General features: G+C 43.0%; 13 protein-coding genes. 5 read left to right on the top strand and 8 right to left on the bottom strand.

Features of this window, described 5'->3' with window-relative positions; genetic code table 11:
- Nucleotides 1-80: 80 nt before the first annotated feature.
- Nucleotides 81-707, top strand: coding sequence for a manganese efflux pump MntP (locus ACTXGF_RS13815; RefSeq protein WP_443533039.1), 627 nt, complete (start codon nucleotides 81-83; stop codon nucleotides 705-707).
- A gap of 105 nt (nucleotides 708-812) precedes the next feature.
- On the opposite strand, the gene rlmF is transcribed toward ACTXGF_RS13815, so the two are convergent.
- On the bottom strand, nucleotides 813-1,850 hold the full coding sequence (gene rlmF, locus ACTXGF_RS13810) for a 23S rRNA (adenine(1618)-N(6))-methyltransferase RlmF (RefSeq protein ID WP_443533041.1): 1,038 nt from the start codon (nucleotides 1,848-1,850) through the stop codon (nucleotides 813-815).
- 87 nt (nucleotides 1,851-1,937) lie between these two features.
- Nucleotides 1,938-2,693 carry a LysE family translocator gene (locus tag ACTXGF_RS13805; RefSeq protein WP_443533043.1) on the bottom strand — a complete coding sequence of 252 codons (756 nt, stop codon included), beginning with the start codon at nucleotides 2,691-2,693 and terminating at the stop codon, nucleotides 1,938-1,940.
- A 229-nt stretch (nucleotides 2,694-2,922) separates the two neighbouring features.
- Between ACTXGF_RS13805 and ACTXGF_RS13800 the strand changes: the two genes are divergently transcribed.
- A complete protein-coding gene (locus tag ACTXGF_RS13800; RefSeq protein ID WP_443533045.1) occupies nucleotides 2,923-3,723 on the top strand; it encodes a crotonase/enoyl-CoA hydratase family protein in 801 nt (266 codons plus the stop codon).
- Between the two features lie 193 nt (nucleotides 3,724-3,916).
- On the opposite strand, the gene ACTXGF_RS13795 is transcribed toward ACTXGF_RS13800, so the two are convergent.
- Nucleotides 3,917-4,729 (bottom strand): hypothetical protein, encoded by an 813-nt coding sequence (locus ACTXGF_RS13795; protein ID WP_443533047.1) that lies wholly within the window; start codon nucleotides 4,727-4,729, stop codon nucleotides 3,917-3,919.
- A gap of 365 nt (nucleotides 4,730-5,094) precedes the next feature.
- On the opposite strand from ACTXGF_RS13795, the gene ACTXGF_RS13790 reads away from it, so the two are divergent.
- Nucleotides 5,095-6,258 (top strand): MalY/PatB family protein, encoded by a 1,164-nt coding sequence (locus tag ACTXGF_RS13790; protein WP_443533049.1) that lies wholly within the window; start codon nucleotides 5,095-5,097, stop codon nucleotides 6,256-6,258.
- Nucleotides 6,259-6,391: 133 nt separating this feature from the next.
- On the opposite strand, the gene ACTXGF_RS13785 is transcribed toward ACTXGF_RS13790, so the two are convergent.
- Nucleotides 6,392-8,260 (bottom strand): BCCT family transporter, encoded by a 1,869-nt coding sequence (locus ACTXGF_RS13785; protein WP_443533050.1) that lies wholly within the window; start codon nucleotides 8,258-8,260, stop codon nucleotides 6,392-6,394.
- Nucleotides 8,261-8,764: 504 nt separating this feature from the next.
- Between ACTXGF_RS13785 and guaA the strand changes: the two genes are divergently transcribed.
- A complete protein-coding gene (gene guaA, locus ACTXGF_RS13780; protein ID WP_443533052.1) occupies nucleotides 8,765-10,375 on the top strand; it encodes a glutamine-hydrolyzing GMP synthase in 1,611 nt (536 codons plus the stop codon).
- 927 nt (nucleotides 10,376-11,302) lie between these two features.
- On the opposite strand, the gene ACTXGF_RS13775 is transcribed toward guaA, so the two are convergent.
- Together ACTXGF_RS13775 and ACTXGF_RS13770 are read right to left on the bottom strand one after the other, a co-directional pair.
- The gene (locus ACTXGF_RS13775) at nucleotides 11,303-11,530 is read right to left on the bottom strand and encodes a hypothetical protein (RefSeq protein WP_443533053.1); all 228 of its coding nucleotides are present in this window, start codon (nucleotides 11,528-11,530) and stop codon (nucleotides 11,303-11,305) included.
- Nucleotides 11,531-11,551: 21 nt separating this feature from the next.
- The gene (locus ACTXGF_RS13770) at nucleotides 11,552-11,782 is read right to left on the bottom strand and encodes a ParE family toxin-like protein (RefSeq protein ID WP_443569785.1); all 231 of its coding nucleotides are present in this window, start codon (nucleotides 11,780-11,782) and stop codon (nucleotides 11,552-11,554) included.
- A gap of 147 nt (nucleotides 11,783-11,929) precedes the next feature.
- Here ACTXGF_RS13770 and ACTXGF_RS13765 point away from each other — a divergent pair, with 147 nt between their 5' ends.
- The gene (locus tag ACTXGF_RS13765) at nucleotides 11,930-13,768 is read left to right on the top strand and encodes a hypothetical protein (protein WP_443533056.1); all 1,839 of its coding nucleotides are present in this window, start codon (nucleotides 11,930-11,932) and stop codon (nucleotides 13,766-13,768) included.
- A 212-nt stretch (nucleotides 13,769-13,980) separates the two neighbouring features.
- On the opposite strand, the gene ACTXGF_RS13760 is transcribed toward ACTXGF_RS13765, so the two are convergent.
- Together ACTXGF_RS13760 and ACTXGF_RS13755 are read right to left on the bottom strand one after the other, a co-directional pair.
- Nucleotides 13,981-14,985 carry a YhdH/YhfP family quinone oxidoreductase gene (locus ACTXGF_RS13760; protein WP_443533058.1) on the bottom strand — a complete coding sequence of 335 codons (1,005 nt, stop codon included), beginning with the start codon at nucleotides 14,983-14,985 and terminating at the stop codon, nucleotides 13,981-13,983.
- Nucleotides 14,986-15,176: 191 nt separating this feature from the next.
- Entirely contained in the window at nucleotides 15,177-16,154 is a 978-nt protein-coding gene (locus ACTXGF_RS13755) for a zinc-binding dehydrogenase (protein ID WP_443533059.1), read from the bottom strand.
- Between the last annotated feature and the right edge of the window lie 145 nt (nucleotides 16,155-16,299).

The following is a 16,299-nucleotide window of genomic DNA, read 5'->3' as shown; positions in this document are numbered from 1 at the left end:
TCAAGGCGGTATTTTTGTTTCACGTGAAACTCATTTGTTAGCATTGCTATTACTTAATAATTATAATCTGCGGGAATCAAATGGTTGAAGTAATTTTACTCGCTATTGCTTTAGCGATGGATGCGTTTGCAGTGTCGATAGGGTTGGGTGCTAAGGCTCAAAAATACAGTCGTCAATATGTACTGCGCTTGGCTACCTATGCTGCGCTTTACTTTGGTATCGCTCAGGGTATCATGCCTCTTATCGGATACTTATTAGGTGCGGCAATGTTGGGTTGGCTGGCCGCTGCTGCACCTTGGATTGGCGGTACTATATTGATTGCTCTAGGTGGCAAAATGCTTTACGAAGTATTTACTACTGATGAGTCAGATGATAACAGTGATGATCTGGACGTCAATGATGATGCTATTAATACTGGTAGTGACACAGTAACAGCCGCCAGTAAGCATGGACATATTAATCATCGCACCATGTTTACGTTAGCGGTTGCAACCAGTATTGATGCAATGGCGGCAGGGTTTACGCTGAATTTATTGGCACTGAATGCGTGGTTAGCATGCTTAATTATCGCTGTAGTAACTGCTATATTTGGCTGGATCGGGGTCTATTTGGGACGTCGCTCAGGCACATGGCTAGAAGATAAAGCTGAAGCATTGGGCGGTATCGTGCTTATCGCGATTGGTCTAAAAGTGATGTTTTTTAGCTAATTTATTTAGATTCTTACTGAGTACTCATAAAAAAGCACCGCTTTGAATATCAAAACGGTGCTTTTTGTTTCACGTGAAACTCAGACTAGTAATTTTACTTATCGATTATTCTTCGTCAGTATCAAAGCGCCAAGCTAGTACACGAGTGCTTTTCTGACCTTGGCTCATTTCGACAATACGCATTTGAGCGACGTTTAGCTGCTTTAATAATAATTGCAATGGCTTAACGTTTTCAGATTTTGATACTAAGGTTGTGAACCAGCCAACGTGTTCGGCAAAGCTCTGGCTTTCTTTTGCCATTTTGGTCAAGAACGCAATTTCGCCACCTTCACTCCATAGCTCTTTGTGCTGACCACCGAAGTTGAGGTTTTGCGCAGCGTTGCCTGATTTGGTTGAGCTACGGCTGATTTGCTCGCTTTCATTCTTACCACGATGGCGCTGCAAGTTATGTTGCTTTCGGCTATTGGCTTCCATCGCTTCTTCTAATGAAGCATGAAATGGAGGGTTACAAACCACGACGTCAAAATAATCTTGACGACCAATAATGTTTTTAAAGATAAATTTAGGCTCAGGCTGCAGCTTTACCTTGACCGCACTCTTTAGTTTTGGATTGGCTTCACAAATCAGCGCTGCGGTATTGACCGAAATAGGGTCAATGTCACTTGCCGTGAAGCGCCAGCCATAGCTCTGACTACCGACGATAGGGTAGATCGCACTGGCACCAGTACCGATATCAAGGGCGTGAATCTCTTTACCTGTTGGCGGTGTGTTATCGGCATTTACGTGAGTGGTTTGCGCCAATAAGTCCGCGATGTAGTGAATATAATCGGCACGTCCAGGAATAGGCGGACATAGATAACCTTCAGGAATGTCCCAAAATTTAACCCCGTAATAGTTCGCTAACAGTGCTTTATTTAGCACACGAACAGCCTGATGATCCGAGAAGTTAATCGTCGACTCACCTTTAGGATTGGTAATGGTGTGGTCAGCAAGCTCAGGTAAAGCTCGAGTCAATACCGCAAAGTCGTAACGACCTTGGTGCGGGTTGCGTGGGTGCAGCTGACCGAGTTTTTTCGCGGTCGCAGGAGATCTGTTTCTGTGTTTACTATTTGCAGGGTTACGGGTCATGGGCTTACTTGTCATAATGTCAGGCTACGATATATGGATATAAGTAACCAGTGTAGCAGATTTCGCAGGTTGCTAATGGTTTATCCGCGCTTTATCGGTCGCTTATCGGTGACGCAATATCAAGTTAAGCCCTAATACGATCATCGCAGTACCCAATACGCGGTCGATCCAATGCTCAAATCGTTGGAAGCGTCGATGTACCGCAGGGATAGAGAGTAGCATGACGACCGTACTAAACCACGCCATCTGTAACACCATCATCCATACACCATAAATAGCCAATTGCCAAAGCGGTATGTCAGGCGATAATACAAGAGTAAAAATAGCTACAAAATAGACAGGGGCTTTAGGATTAAAGACATTACAAAGGAAACCGCGACGCAATGTAGCAAAGGTAGATTCACCATTGCTAGGTAACTCTTGGGTAGAGATATCTTTGGCTACAGGTGTAGTCTGGCTAGTAAGCGCATCTTGTGAAACGTGAGCGCTTAAACCTACTTGCGGATCTGCTTTTTCCAAAGCATGTGTTTTTTCTAAAAGATGAGCTGTGTCTAAATCTGCTGGTTTTTTAGGCTTAGCTTGGATACCTTGCCAACCTAAATAAATCAGATAGCCGCCACCTAACCATTTAATAGTAGTCAATAATGGCTGCGAATGGGCGATGACGGTCGCCAGCCCTAATACCGAATAGATAATATGTACGGCAAGGCCCAAGGTGATACCGAGACTACAGATCAAGCCTGTGCGTCGACCTTTCGCCAACGTCTGCTGCGAGACTAAGACAAAATCAGGGCCAGGTGAGGCCGCAGCCAATAGATGTACGCTAGTGATGAGTAAAAAACCGTGCCAAAATTCCATAAAATACTCTGAACCATATTTAGACCTGCAACATAGTTGCACTTATCGTAAATGAGGTCAACTTTTATCGATTTTTGCACTATGCGAGTCATCTCTATTACTTGTGTTATAGAACGAGGGTGTCTATATTAAAGGTGACTTATCACTCAATCTCTACACATAAATTACCGAGATTTGACTATATAACTATTTATCACACGCCAATGATTACTTTAACAAGGATGGAACCATGACTACGGATAGTAACGCCACAGAGAACCGTATCACTTATAACACGCAAGGCCATGTTTGCCTTGTCGGGCTAAACCGTGCCAATAAGCGCAACGCCTTTGACAGTCATATGATTGCCCAACTGTCTGACGCCATGACTCGCTACGAGCAAGATGATAACTTACGCTGTGCATTAATATTTGCCCACGGAGATCACTTTACTGCTGGGCTAGATTTGGTAGAGCTACAAGACAAGCTAAACGATGGCGTATTTGAGTTTAATGACGATCAAATCGACCCATGGGGCATTAGTGGAAAACTACGTACCAAACCCGTGGTCGTCGCGGTAAAAGGTACTTGCTTCACCGTGGCTATCGAGCTAATGCTAAATAGCGACGTGGTCATTGCCAGTGATAACTGTAACTTTGCACAAATGGAAGTTCAGCGCGGCATCATGCCGTTTGGCGGGGCGACGGTACGTTTTGTAGCCGCTGCTGGCTGGCAAAAAGCTATGCCGTATCTGCTGACAGGTAAAGCATTTGATGCGCAAACGGCCGATAGGCTGAATTTGGTCAGTGAAGTGATGGCAAATGGTACTGAGTACGAGCGTGCATTGACGCTGGCGCAAGAGATCTGTAAAGCTGCGCCGTTAGGTGTAAGAGGGGCATTGTCTTCAGCACAAGACGCTAGCCGTAATGGGGCAGCGACGGCACTGGCCAATATCCATAGTTATCTCCCGCCGCTCTTTCATTCAGAAGATGCGAAAGAGGGTGTAATGGCTATGGTTGAGAGACGTGAGGCTGAGTTTAAGGGGCGTTAATATTAATACAGTTTAAGAGTGTTTCTCATACGTAAAATATAAAAGGACGATATGTGCACTTACCTTTTAAACTTCCGTAAAAATCCTATTTAATCAAACATACCACCCAAAAAAACCTCGCAATCGCGAGGTTTTTTTATTTTATCGAGTATGACTGACTACAATAGCGTCAGTGTTGACCACTCAACTATAATTATTTAGCTTTTTGGTAGTAGTCAACCATCATAGTACCCAAAGTGCCGTTGTCATCGATCGTGACGATTCTGACCGTACCTGATTGTGCTGCGGTACTCGACTGCACTTGTCCAGCGTTACCTAGGACGACTTGGTTGTCTTTGGATGCTTTCGCCTCGTTACCGATAGCGATACTGTTCATGCCGCCTGCCATAGATTTATTACCGACCGCCACCGAAGTTGCGCCTTGTGCCATAGCCGCTTCACCAACAGCGGTAGAGCGCATACCGCTTGCATTGGCTAGATGACCAAATGCTTGTGCGCGTTCAGCGGTGGCTTTTGACTGCCAGCCGATAGAGGTTGAGCCTAGACCAGCAGCATTGGCTTCACCGCCTACGGCAGTGGCTGAGTTGAGACCTGCATTGGCTTTATTACCGACAGCAACCGTATCATTATTGCCACCTGCCATGGCTGCTTCACCGACAGCAGTAGAGCGCACACCGCTAGCATTGGCTAGATGACCAAAAGCTTGTGCACGTTCGGCAGTGGCTTTTGATTGCCAACCGATAGAGGTTGAGCCTAGACCAGCAGCGTTCGCTTGACCGCCAACGGCAGTAGCTGAGTTTAGACCTGCATTGGCCTGACTACCGATGGCAACGGTATCATTGGTGCCGCTAGTTGTGGCAGTGTTGCCAAGAGTGATAGCGGTGCTGCTAGTTGCGTTTGCAGTTTGATGGTCAGTTCCTGTTGCCATAGCAGTGCAAGAAGCAGTTGCGGCAATGGCAAAAGTGAGGGCACTAATCTTTAGTACTGATTTCGGTAACAAGTCCATTTTCATTCCTTTTTGTTAGCCTTGATGGCTTATTAGATAGTTTGGGTAAATGTTGATAGATTATAATCATGGCAACATTAGCGCACTCTGGCACAAATAACTTTATGATAGATAGAGTCCGAAACCTTAATGTAGCATTAATTTTTAATCATTATTGAAATAATGTTTACTTTATATCTTTGAAGGTTATTTAAGCCGATAAATGGATAATTAAGGTCTAAAAGCACTTTAATTATTTATGAAAAATCGAACACGCCTTAATCTACTAGAGCAGATAGCGTAGCGTATATTGATAATATAGTGCACATATTGCGCTGTATTTTTGACGTTCCAAACCATTATTATTCCAAATAAGAAGAGTACCAATGCAATATAACTTTGATGAAATAATCGACAGACGCGACACCGGCTCACTCAAGTGGCACTATAACGATGACACGATTGCGCTATGGGTGGCGGACATGGATTTTAAGGCTGCCGCACCGATATTAAGCGCGGTTGAGCAAGTCATGCAGCATGGCATCTTGGGTTATACCAAACCTACTGATGCTTTATACGACTCAATTATTAACTGGCATGGCAGTCGTTATGACTTGCAGTTAGAGAAGCAAAATATCTTGTTTTCCCCAGGTGTCGTGCCAAGCCTAGCGCTGATGATGAATGTCTTTACCAAGGTAGGCGAGGCGGTAATGGTCAACGATCCTATTTATACACCCTTTATGAGCAAGGTTGAGCAAAATGGTCGCAAGCTTGTGCTCTCTGCAATGAAGGAAGTCGAAGGTAAATATCATTTAGATTTGGCTGATATAGAAGCCAAAATTATCGAGCATGAGGTTAAGCTTTATCTACTTTGCAATCCGCATAATCCTGGTGGTCGCGTATGGACGAGGGACGAGCTGGAAGCGCTACTGGCGATTTGTAAAAAGCATAATGTGGCGATTGTCAGTGATGAGATTCATCAAGATTTGACCTTGACTGGTCACACGTTTATACCGTTTTTAACACTGGCAAAAGGCTATGAGCACAATGTAGTCAGCCTGACTTCGATGACCAAAACCTTTAATATCGCAGGTATCAAAGGCTCAATGATATTTGCTAAAGATAAAGCGCTAATTAAAAAAATCGGTCAGCAGCAGCAGTTAAATGATGAGTATGAGCTGAATTTATTTGCTTATACGGCCATGCGTGTGGCTTATGAGCAAGGCGATGAGTGGTTGACGCAGGCGCTGAATTATATCGAAGCCAATATTGATTTAACGGTGCAGTTTTTAGAAGAGCATTTGCCTAAGATTAAGGTCATGCGCCCAGAGGCCTCATACTTAATCTGGGTGGATTGCTCGGCATATGCTGAAGATGATCACGTGCTTTATGACACACTTAGAGAAGCTAAGGTTGAGTTGAGTGCAGGATTTAAATATGGTGAAGAAGGGCATCTTAAAATGCGTATTAATGTCGCTTGCCCTAGAGCATTGCTATTAGAAGGGTTAAATCGTATGCATGCAGCGTTAGATAATGTTGTTGAACCCTAAGTGATAGCGTCAAGCTTTTATAAAATGGCTATATAACAAAAAATCTATATAACAAAAAAGGCTGGACTATCAAGGTAGTCCAGCCTTTTCATTGCTTTAAAACAACGTTAATGGTGATTTTTATTAGTAATAATTAATCATCATTTTTCGCGTTCTCAGCATTTTCAGTATCCTCACGCATTTGCTCCCACTCTTCATGTTGATGCATAACCGAGCCTTCGAGCGATTCTGAGGTTTTGCCTACTTCCCACGGTGCATTGTCAGGCAACTCTTCGATATGAATGGTTTTTAGACCGTAATCAGGCTGGTAAGCCAGATCATATCGAGCGGCTTTAATCACAGATATCATCATCATACACAGGATGACAATAAGCGGTGCACCAGCGATAATAGACGCGGTCTGCAAGGTTTGCAGATCTCCTAAGAACATCAAAATGGCGGGTAATAAACACAAAGTAAATGCCCAAAACAGGCGATTCCAACGATGCGGCTCATCGTCTACTTCTACCTGTACGACAGATGCCAAGATATAAGAGATTGAGTCAAAGGTTGTGGCAGTAAAGATAATGGCCAAAAAGGTAAACACAGAGATGACTAAATAAGACATCGGCAAGCTATTTAATATCGCAAAGATGGCAGCCGTTGGTGACTCATTATTAAGTACGGCAACCACATCGACCGTACCTGTTAATTGCAAATACAAGCCATAGTTGCCTAAGATAATCATAAACATGGCACAGCCAAGCGAGCCATAGAACATGGATCCTAAGACCATATTTCGTATGGTACGTCCTCTAGAGATTTTGGCAATAAACAGACCGATAGTTGGTGCAAATACTAGCCACCATGCCCAATAAAAAACAGTCCAATCTTGTGGAAAGGTTGTGTGTTCAAAGCCGAACTCTTGAAAGTCTTTAAAGGGTTCGATATACGTCATCATGAGTGGCATTTCGGTGATAGAACGCCCTAGCGCTTCTAAACCTGTATTCAAAATAAAGACAGTTGGCCCAACAATCAAAATAAATAATAAAAAGGCGACTGCTAAGTAAAAGTTAATGTTGGAGAGTTTTTGAATGCCGCCTTTTAACCCTTGATAGGCACTGTAAGCAAATATCATGGTGGTGATTAATAAGACAACAATCTGCATCGTGGTGTTACGTGGCAAACCAAACAGGTTGTGTAAGCCTTCATTGATAAGCGGAGAGGCCAGACCTAGCGTCGTCGCGCCGCCACCAACCATACCGAAGACAAATAGTACATCAAGCATCTTGGCCCAGTTACTGCCAGCCAGCTTTTCACCCAACAATGGCATGAGCGTTTGGCTAACTTTGAGTATGGGTGTCTGACGCACATAGTAAAAATAAGCGATAGGCACAGCAGGTACTAAGTAGATAGACCAAGCGACAGGACCCCAGTGAAAGATACCGTAGGTGGTTGCCCAGCGAATAGCATCAGGTGAGCCGCCCGGTAGATTAAAAGGAGGGCCTTGATAATAATAAGCCCACTCAATCAGCCCCCAATACAGGATACTGGCACCAATACCGCCACAAAATAACATGGACGCCCAAGAAGAATCTGAAAATTCAGGAGTTTCTTCTGGGCGGCCTAGTTTGATCTTACCAATGTCAGATATTACGATGTAAATGACAAACATCATGGCGAGAGCACCGAACGCTAGATAAGCGAAGCCAAAGTTATCAACCACAAAGCTACGTGCTATTCCTACCCAAGCTTTGCCTTGTTCGGGGAATAGTATCAAAGGTATGGCGATACTGAAAAGGATGGCCAATACCATAAAAAACGTGAATTTGTCGATACGGGTATCAGGTACGTGGTCGGGTCGCCATTGTGGTACTGACATCCCGACATCGAAGGTGCCTAGATGTGGAGGTTTATGGTGCTTTGATCGTGCTTTTACATAATCTGGAAGGTATTCTTTCGAAGATTTACTCGTGCCCTTAGCTGGTTTCTGACGATTTTGCTCGTTATCAAAGTTACTCATTTTATTGTCTCTTTATATTGCTCTTTGTATTTGACATTACTGTCTATCACTTATTCAGTTTTTAAGACTAGAACTCCTTTTTCTCGTGGTTGATATATTTCCTACAAATAATGTTTGGATATTCTAAAGTACTAATTAATTTTCCAAGACTACTCACTAGATAGCCTTCATCTTGATTACTACTATGTGTATCATATTTTATGGTAATGGTCAGCATGGTAGATATAAGCCTACCTTCTATGAGCATAACCACTACGACCATAATCACTATGAGCATAGTAGCGGTAAATACATGGTTTTGTTTGTTTAGTTGCAATACCCCCGTAATGAACTGGTTTTGGTTTTCTTTATTATTTACTTTAGGTCGGGTTGTTTTCGAGCACTTACCTTCTAAAAATTTAAATATTTATGCATAACTGTTAATAATCGAAAATCTAATAGCCAATAGAGGGCGTAAACTTGTTAAAATAGGGCACCAATTTATCTATTGATGGATATCGATTTATGACCACTGCTGCTGCCACTCCTGCAATCAAAGAAGATCGCATCTTAATCCTCGATTTTGGCTCGCAATATAGCCAGTTAATCGCCCGCCGTGTGCGCGATTCTGGGGTGTTTTGTGAGATGTTCCCTTATGACATCGACGCTCAGCGCATCATCGATTTTGGCGCAAAAGGCGTTATACTATCGGGCGGCCCTGAAAGCGTCCATGCTGAAAACAGCCCACGTATCAACGATGCGGTATTTGATCTAGGCGTGCCAGTACTAGGTATCTGCTACGGTATGCAAGCGATGGCAGATCGTTTTGGCGGGCAAGTTCATGCTAGTGACATTCATGAGTTTGGTGCGGCGACCATCGAAGTAAATGGTCACTCGCAGCTGACTGACGGTATCGAAGACAGCAAGACTGACGGCGCGGCTGCCAAGCTAAACGTTTGGATGAGTCATGGTGACAAGGTCATCGAAGTACCTGAAGGCTTTGACATCATCGCTAGCACGCCAAGCTGTCCAATCGCGATTATGGCCAATGATGATAAGCAATACTACGGCCTACAGTTCCACCCAGAAGTGACGCATACGCTACAAGGTCAAGAGCTGCTTGGTCGTTTCGTGCATCAAATCTGTGAATGTGCAGGTGAGTGGACGCCAGACAATATCGCTGATATGCGTATCGCACAGTTAAAAGAGCAAATCGGTGACAAGCAAGTATTGCTAGGTCTATCGGGCGGTGTGGACAGTTCAGTCGTTGCCGCGTTATTGCACAAAGCAATCGGCGATCAGCTGACTTGTGTGTTCGTTGATAACGGTCTATTGCGTCTGCACGAAGGCGACCAAGTGATGCAAATCTTTGCAGAAAACATGGGCGTAAAAGTCATCCGCGTCGATGCTGAAGATTTGTTCTTAGATGCGCTAGCAGGCGAGTCTGATCCAGAGAAGAAACGCAAAATCATCGGCAAGACGTTCATCGACGTATTCGCTGATAGCGCGCGTCAAGTGAGTGAGCAGAGCGACGGTAAAGTCGTTGAGTTCTTGGCACAGGGTACGATTTACCCAGACGTTATCGAATCTGCCAAGTCCCATCAAGGCAAAGCACACGTGATTAAGAGCCATCATAACGTAGGTGGTTTGCCAGATGATTTGGCATTTAAACTGATTGAGCCATTACGTGATTTGTTCAAAGACGAAGTGCGCAAACTGGGTATTACCTTGGGTCTGCCAGCTAAAATGATCTATCGTCATCCGTTCCCAGGTCCAGGCTTGGGCGTGCGTATCCTTGGTGAAGTTAAAAAAGAATACGCTGATATCCTGCGTTTGGCTGATGCAATCTTTATGCAAGAGCTTGAGCGTTCAGGCTGGTATGACAAGACTGCACAAGCATTTGCGGTATTCCAACCAATCAAATCTGTCGGCGTGGTCGGCGATGGCCGCCGCTATGCGTGGGTAATCGCGCTACGTGCGGTTGAGACGGTAGACTTTATGACGGCTCGCTTTGCGCATCTGCCGTATGATTTGATCGAGACGGTATCGAACCGCATCATGAATGAAATCGCTGAAGTATCACGCGTGACTTATGATGTGTCGAGTAAGCCGCCTGCAACGATTGAGTGGGAATAATCCTGTTTAAGTTGTCCATGCATAAAAAAGCCCACGATAGCGTGGGCTTTTTTTATGTCTCGCAGTATTTGGTAACTCATAGCAGCGGGAAGCACCGCTTGAGCATGGTATCGAAGGTGGTATTATCGAGTCATGAGGCCATAAGTGATAGCTGATACCATGCTGCGCAATCTTAAGTCGAGTAATAAACTCTCCAAGGTGAATGACCGGGACGGCCTCTATGTGGCTGTCACCCCTGCCAGTTCCATCTCATTTCGTTAAAACTACTCGATCAATGGCAGGCAAGAGACGATCACCTTTGGCTGCTACGGCGTTGGTGGTATCAGTATGGCAGAAGTCCGTGAGCGACTTAGTGTGGCCAAGCAGATGGTCGCTGATGGCAAGTCGCTAGCGAAGGAAGAGACTCGGACAAGGCGCGTGTAAAAGGCGCTGAAACCTTTGGTGCTTGGGCAGAAAAGTAGCTACGTGGCTACCAGATGGCCGACTCTACCCGTGATATGCGTTGCTCGGTTTATGCGAGAGATATGGAAAAAAATTCGACAATCAGAAGTTGACCGAAATCACCCACGAGGACTTGCGAGCACTGATCGACGCCATCGTAGAGCGCGGTACCTTTCTACGACGGTTCATACGCCTGAGATTGCACCCTAGCCTGTGCTCTCACATACATAAAATCAATTGTGATGAAGCTATAACTCGTTTCTAGACAAAAGTATGCCAGCGTTTTTGCTAAATTAGTTGTACAGAGATAATTTAATGTATAGCGAAGCAAGGTTATAACGTCTCTGGACGACAAGGTTGAATAAAGTAATTACCATGCTAATTGATTGTTAAGTTTCTTTTAAAAAGCGAGACAAAAAACAAATATTCATTCTCGCTCAATTATTTAATTTTTGCAGTTCTAGTTACACTGTAACGAGAGAAAAATCAATGAAGTAGGCGCTTTTTTCCTATATCCATGGGTTGCAATGGTGGTCTATCATGAATAGAGCCTGACATTAAATTTGCTTGGTTTAGTGCAAAATCGACTGCATTTGCTACAATAGAATCCATTCCTCCAGATTCTGCAATTCTAACATTTCTTGCTGCTCCACCTGAAAGATCGGGCTTACCATCTCTTTTTAATTTATTACACCATCTGTCTTTCTTTTTCATAATATCACCTATAATTGTCGGTCATGAGTATCTATTGTATGTCTCATGAGTTAAGAGTTTCCATTTCTGTTTATCGTTGGAAAGTAGTCGGTATCTAGTACCTACATTAAAGACAAATTTGATACCAAATCTTGTCTTAATTTTTCTGGGGTAACGTTTTTCCGTGACCGATGACGACAAGACTTCTGATGCTTTCTTTACTACATGGCTTGGGATACCAGTTCCGAAATCAATATTGTTGTAAAACTGCATTTCACTCTCCTTCATTATCTAGGGTTAGTGTATGTAAGAGCCGATTTCTTTATACCCCCAGTTTTATACGAGCCAGCTTTATTTGAAAATGAAGCTTAAAAGGTGCAAGATGATAATTCAATTTACTCAGAGGGTTGGTGCGCTATTATGTTGATTCCAAATACTGCTCAGACTGTTGACTTTGTGTTCGAGTTACTGGATCTGAAGCTTAGTAAAAAGAAAAAGATTGCTATCAACAGTCGCTCAGAATTTGAGAGTCAAAATGCGATATTTAAAGAAAAATGCGATCTTATAACTTCTGCTTTATCTTTAGATGATCCCGACATATGGTTATACATAGATCATACGATTGGGACGCTTTTAGAAGTAATGAAGGAACTTAATTTGCTACTAGGCCCTTTGGCTATGGATGAAGCTAATCAACAGAAAAATAGGGCGATATTCATCAGTTATTGGTGCATACCATACGTAATTTCAGCAATAGGCAAACTAGAAGGTAGGGTTGATAGAGAATCGCCATTATCTACCATGAGGACTTGGCTGATCGAGATCTTGCAAGGGAGCGATGATGTTAGAAGAGCTACAAAGTCTAAAAGCTGCGATGTTGAAGCATTCATTCGCCAAAAACTGGCTCTAGTGCTTCCAAGGACAGTCAGTGGAGATATAAAAAGTGATCTGGCTTCGAATAAGGGGTGGAAATCAATTTCATATTGTGACGATATAAATCAAAATCTGCTCGAAAAGTTTCAAGCTGATTTAGTTGGTCGTGAAAATGCTAAATTACTTCCCCAGATTAGAACGTTGGTTAGGGCTGGAGGTGTACTAAGAAAATCTTTAAAAGGCATTGATTTTGAAGAGTTGACTATTTCTGATGCTAATGAAGTAATGCTAAAAATGGATGATTTCCTTCCTTCATTTGAACAGATACAAGATAATTTTGAAAATGGTACTGAAACTGACGCCTCTGACTCACTTATTGAGGTGTCTAATTACTTAGAATCTAATTTAGTAAAAGAAACCAGCCAACATACCTTGAAAAAGATATATGCTATCAATGAGTTAGTCGAAGGGTTTCCCACGGTTGCGGCTAATAATGGCTTTGAGTATATCTTGTTGATATTACATGAACACATGGCCGATTTTGAAGGTTTTGATCCTACACTATTACAAAGTGTTATTGATAAAAGTAAGTATGTAGATGACGATATCTACAGAATTATAATATCTAATGCTCATGAGCAAGCACGGCAAGAGTTTACTGACTTTATTGAACAAGTTGATAAAAGTTCTTCTTCATCGCAGCAAGTATTGGTTTTGTCTTGCATAGTATTGGCTACCTCATTAGTGGTTTTACAAACCGTACAACACAATAAAATGACGAAGCTCATTGCTGTAATTAGAAACTGTTTGAGTTCTTCTGGAGATTTTGCCGTTTTGCTACCATTCTCTACGGCTTTTGACCGAAGTTCAAAGACTCTCATTGATTTCAATCGCTTTAATGAAGATAGTCAGCTCATTGCTTACGCTATAAAAGTCTATAATATGCAACTAATAAATAATCTTCAAGTGTCTGATTTTTCGAATAAACTCATACTACCATTTCGGCACATGGACTTTCAGTTAGAAGATTTTATTGACTCATATTGTAATGGTAAGTTTGATGAGAAAAAGGCGAAAGTGCTAACTAAACCTAACCGCTTTTGGAGAGTAGATCGCTCGTCAGTATATGAAGTATTACGAGATATCGAATTTTACATAGATATATTTGGTGTAAAACTTAAAGAGGGCAATGCGATTGTTCCACCTAGTGTTGATAAGTACCTTCGTCTACCAGATGGCATAAAAAAGAAGGCACTGAAAGTATTAAGCCCTAAAGAATATGAAAAAGATAATACTGCATCGAAAAGATCAATCAAAGCAAGGCGAGCTGGTGAAAAAAGCTATATTGGTTCTGATGGTTTACCAGTTTTTATCCTTAAAAAGTAGCATAAGAATTACAATCCACTGCTAAGATACTCCCAAAGCGTGATAACAAAAAAAGAAAAAATCAGGCCTTGCTTAATCTGGCTTGACAGTAGACTCTGCCATTGGTTCTGGCTTCAAACTCATGCTCTTATCCTTGAATCTAAATAAAAAAGTAGCACTCCTTTTGGGGGTGCTGCTTTTTTTATTAATACTGATTGTTCTAAACCTAAAACCTAACCCTTCACGTTCACCACATAACGTCCAACCACTTTGCTAGACATAAAGCGATCTAAGTATTCTGGCGTTTGCTCTAGCGTAATCTCTTCACCATAACTCTCAAGATTAGGGAGTTTCATATCAGTGGCGACACGTTTCCAAATGGCTTCTTTGTCAGCCAGTGGAATATAGACCGAGTCGATGCCCAATAGCGACACCGCACGGGTAATAAAAGGTATCACTGACATCGAAAAATCAGCGCCACTGGCTAGACCACAACTAGTCACTGCACCGCCAGCTTTAGTTTGCTTGAGCAGGTTGGGTAAGTAGTCGCCGCCAATGGTATCAATAGCATTTGCCCATAGTTCACGGCCGACAGGCTTGTTACCGATTTCATTGATGGTATCGCGATGACGTACTTCGCTTGCGCCTAGTGCCTTTAAATGCTCGCTTTGCTCTGGCTTACCTGAGAATGCAATCACCTCATAGCCGAGCTGCTTTAGGATAGCGATACTGATCGTACCCACGCCACCTGTTGCGCCAGTGACAGCGACTGGGCCATCACTTGGTTTTGCGCCCATTTTTTCTAGTTTTTGGACACTTAGCGCTGCAGTTAAGCCGCCCGTGCCATAGGTCATCGCTTCTTTTAGGGTGAGTGTTTCAGGGCAAGCCAGCGCCCAATCTGCGGGGATTGAGATCATTTGACCCAAACCGCCATCTGTATCCATACCGAGATCATAGCCGAATACCAATACTTCTTGTCCTACGGTAAACATGCCTGACTTGTCACTGACTACGACGCCTGCTGCATCGATACCAGGGGTATGCGGGTACTGTTTGGTGATTCGTTTATTACCCGATGCCGACATTGCATCTTTAAAATTTAACGACGAATAATGTACTTCGATGAGCAAGTCATTTTCTGGCAAGTCACTGACCTTGCGTTCTTGAATACTTTTTTTGAATTCGCCATCGCTGGTTTCTTCGACGACTAAGGCTTTGAAAGTTGTATCGTTTGACATAGTTATATCCTTATTAAATATTATTATTTGGGTTGATAGGCAATTGCTGATGGCTCTAATTACGTTAAAGTCATCATAACAACAGCACGGTTAAAATAAAAAAGCCCATAGTATTATCTGACAAGTAATACAAATGGACTTTTCATATTTATGATGCCTTCAATGACAATCAATGCAAGGTAGAGTTTCGCTTAAGGCTTTAGGATAACTTTACCTTTTTTGCTTGACTGTACTTTTCCAGAGACGGCAGTTGTGATGTCGTCCAGACTATAGATAGCTTCGATAGGGAGTTTTAGATCGCCATTCGAAGCACGCTCTAGTAGCTCATCGATTAGACATTGTTTGTTTTCAAGATCCATTTCTTGACTGGTTTTACTGCCCCAGAAACCTTTTACAACGGCTTGCTTAAAGATCAAGCTGCCAGCGTCTAGTGCCATTGGTTTGCCTGACATGATACCAAATGAGACCAGCGTGCCTTTGCTGCCAAGTAATGATAGTAGCTCGTTGCTCGACTCACCACCGACTGAATCGACGGCTGCTGTAATCTTATCATCACCAATGATAGCGCGAACTTGGTCTTTCCAGTCATCGTCAGCGGTGACGACATTGTTTTTGATACCGAGCGAGGTCAGCTCTTCTATCGCATCTTTACTACGTACAAGGTTGATCGTATTTACACCGCGTGCTGCTGCTAGCATCGCAAGGGTTTTACCGACAGCGCCGTTTGCCGCGTTATGAATAATCCATTGACCTTTATCTACTTCTAAAAATTCTAATAGCATTAGGGCAGACAGCGGCATAGCAATCAGTTGGGCAGCCAACTCGTCTTCGATACTATCAGGCATGTTAAATACCATGCTGGCAGGGGCGACGAAATACTCCGCCCATGTCTCGTGCACACTGGCACAAGCCACACGCTGGCCGACGCTTAGGTCTGTGACGTCATCACCCACAGCATCGATAATACCTAGCGCTTCACTACCACCGATGGCTGGCATCTCAGGCTTATAGCCGTATTGACCACTTACGGTCAGCAAGTCATGGTTATGAATAGGGGAGAGAATGGTTTTGATACGGACTTCGTTGGCCGCTGGCTGCGGCATCGGGCTGTCGCCAACGCTCAATACGTCAGAAGGTTTGCCAAAGCTGTTATGAATAGCACTACGCATGATGATTTCCTTTATATATTTATGATTTAATTTATGTATAAGTGTATTAAGAGTATGAATAACCGATGATAAACATCATGTCATTGGGATCATTCATCAATGTATTTTTTTTCTAGTAGAAACGATACCATGATAATGATGCTTA

It is taken from the genome of Psychrobacter sp. 1Y6 (genome assembly GCF_052258385.2).
Classification (GTDB): Bacteria; Pseudomonadota; Gammaproteobacteria; order Pseudomonadales; family Moraxellaceae; genus Psychrobacter.
This window is presented reverse-complemented; position numbering and strand designations above follow the sequence as displayed.

Bases quoted from the DNA above. Each gene is read 5' to 3' on its own strand.
- ACTXGF_RS13805 (WP_443533043.1), bottom strand. From the start codon at position 2,693: ATGGAATTTTGGCACGGTTTTTTACTCATCACTAGCGTACATCTATTG.
- ACTXGF_RS13765 (WP_443533056.1), top strand. From the start codon at position 11,930: ATGTTGATTCCAAATACTGCTCAGACTGTTGACTTTGTGTTCGAGTTA.
- ACTXGF_RS13800 (WP_443533045.1), top strand. From the start codon at position 2,923: ATGACTACGGATAGTAACGCCACAGAGAACCGTATCACTTATAACACG.
- ACTXGF_RS13795 (WP_443533047.1), bottom strand. From the start codon at position 4,729: ATGGACTTGTTACCGAAATCAGTACTAAAGATTAGTGCCCTCACTTTT.
- rlmF (WP_443533041.1), bottom strand. From the start codon at position 1,850: ATGACAAGTAAGCCCATGACCCGTAACCCTGCAAATAGTAAACACAGA.
- ACTXGF_RS13790 (WP_443533049.1), top strand. From the start codon at position 5,095: ATGCAATATAACTTTGATGAAATAATCGACAGACGCGACACCGGCTCA.
- ACTXGF_RS13775 (WP_443533053.1), bottom strand. From the start codon at position 11,530: ATGAAAAAGAAAGACAGATGGTGTAATAAATTAAAAAGAGATGGTAAG.
- guaA (WP_443533052.1), top strand. From the start codon at position 8,765: ATGACCACTGCTGCTGCCACTCCTGCAATCAAAGAAGATCGCATCTTA.
- ACTXGF_RS13815 (WP_443533039.1), top strand. From the start codon at position 81: ATGGTTGAAGTAATTTTACTCGCTATTGCTTTAGCGATGGATGCGTTT.
- ACTXGF_RS13785 (WP_443533050.1), bottom strand. From the start codon at position 8,260: ATGAGTAACTTTGATAACGAGCAAAATCGTCAGAAACCAGCTAAGGGC.
- ACTXGF_RS13755 (WP_443533059.1), bottom strand. From the start codon at position 16,154: ATGCGTAGTGCTATTCATAACAGCTTTGGCAAACCTTCTGACGTATTG.
- ACTXGF_RS13760 (WP_443533058.1), bottom strand. From the start codon at position 14,985: ATGTCAAACGATACAACTTTCAAAGCCTTAGTCGTCGAAGAAACCAGC.
- ACTXGF_RS13770 (WP_443569785.1), bottom strand. From the start codon at position 11,782: ATGCAGTTTTACAACAATATTGATTTCGGAACTGGTATCCCAAGCCAT.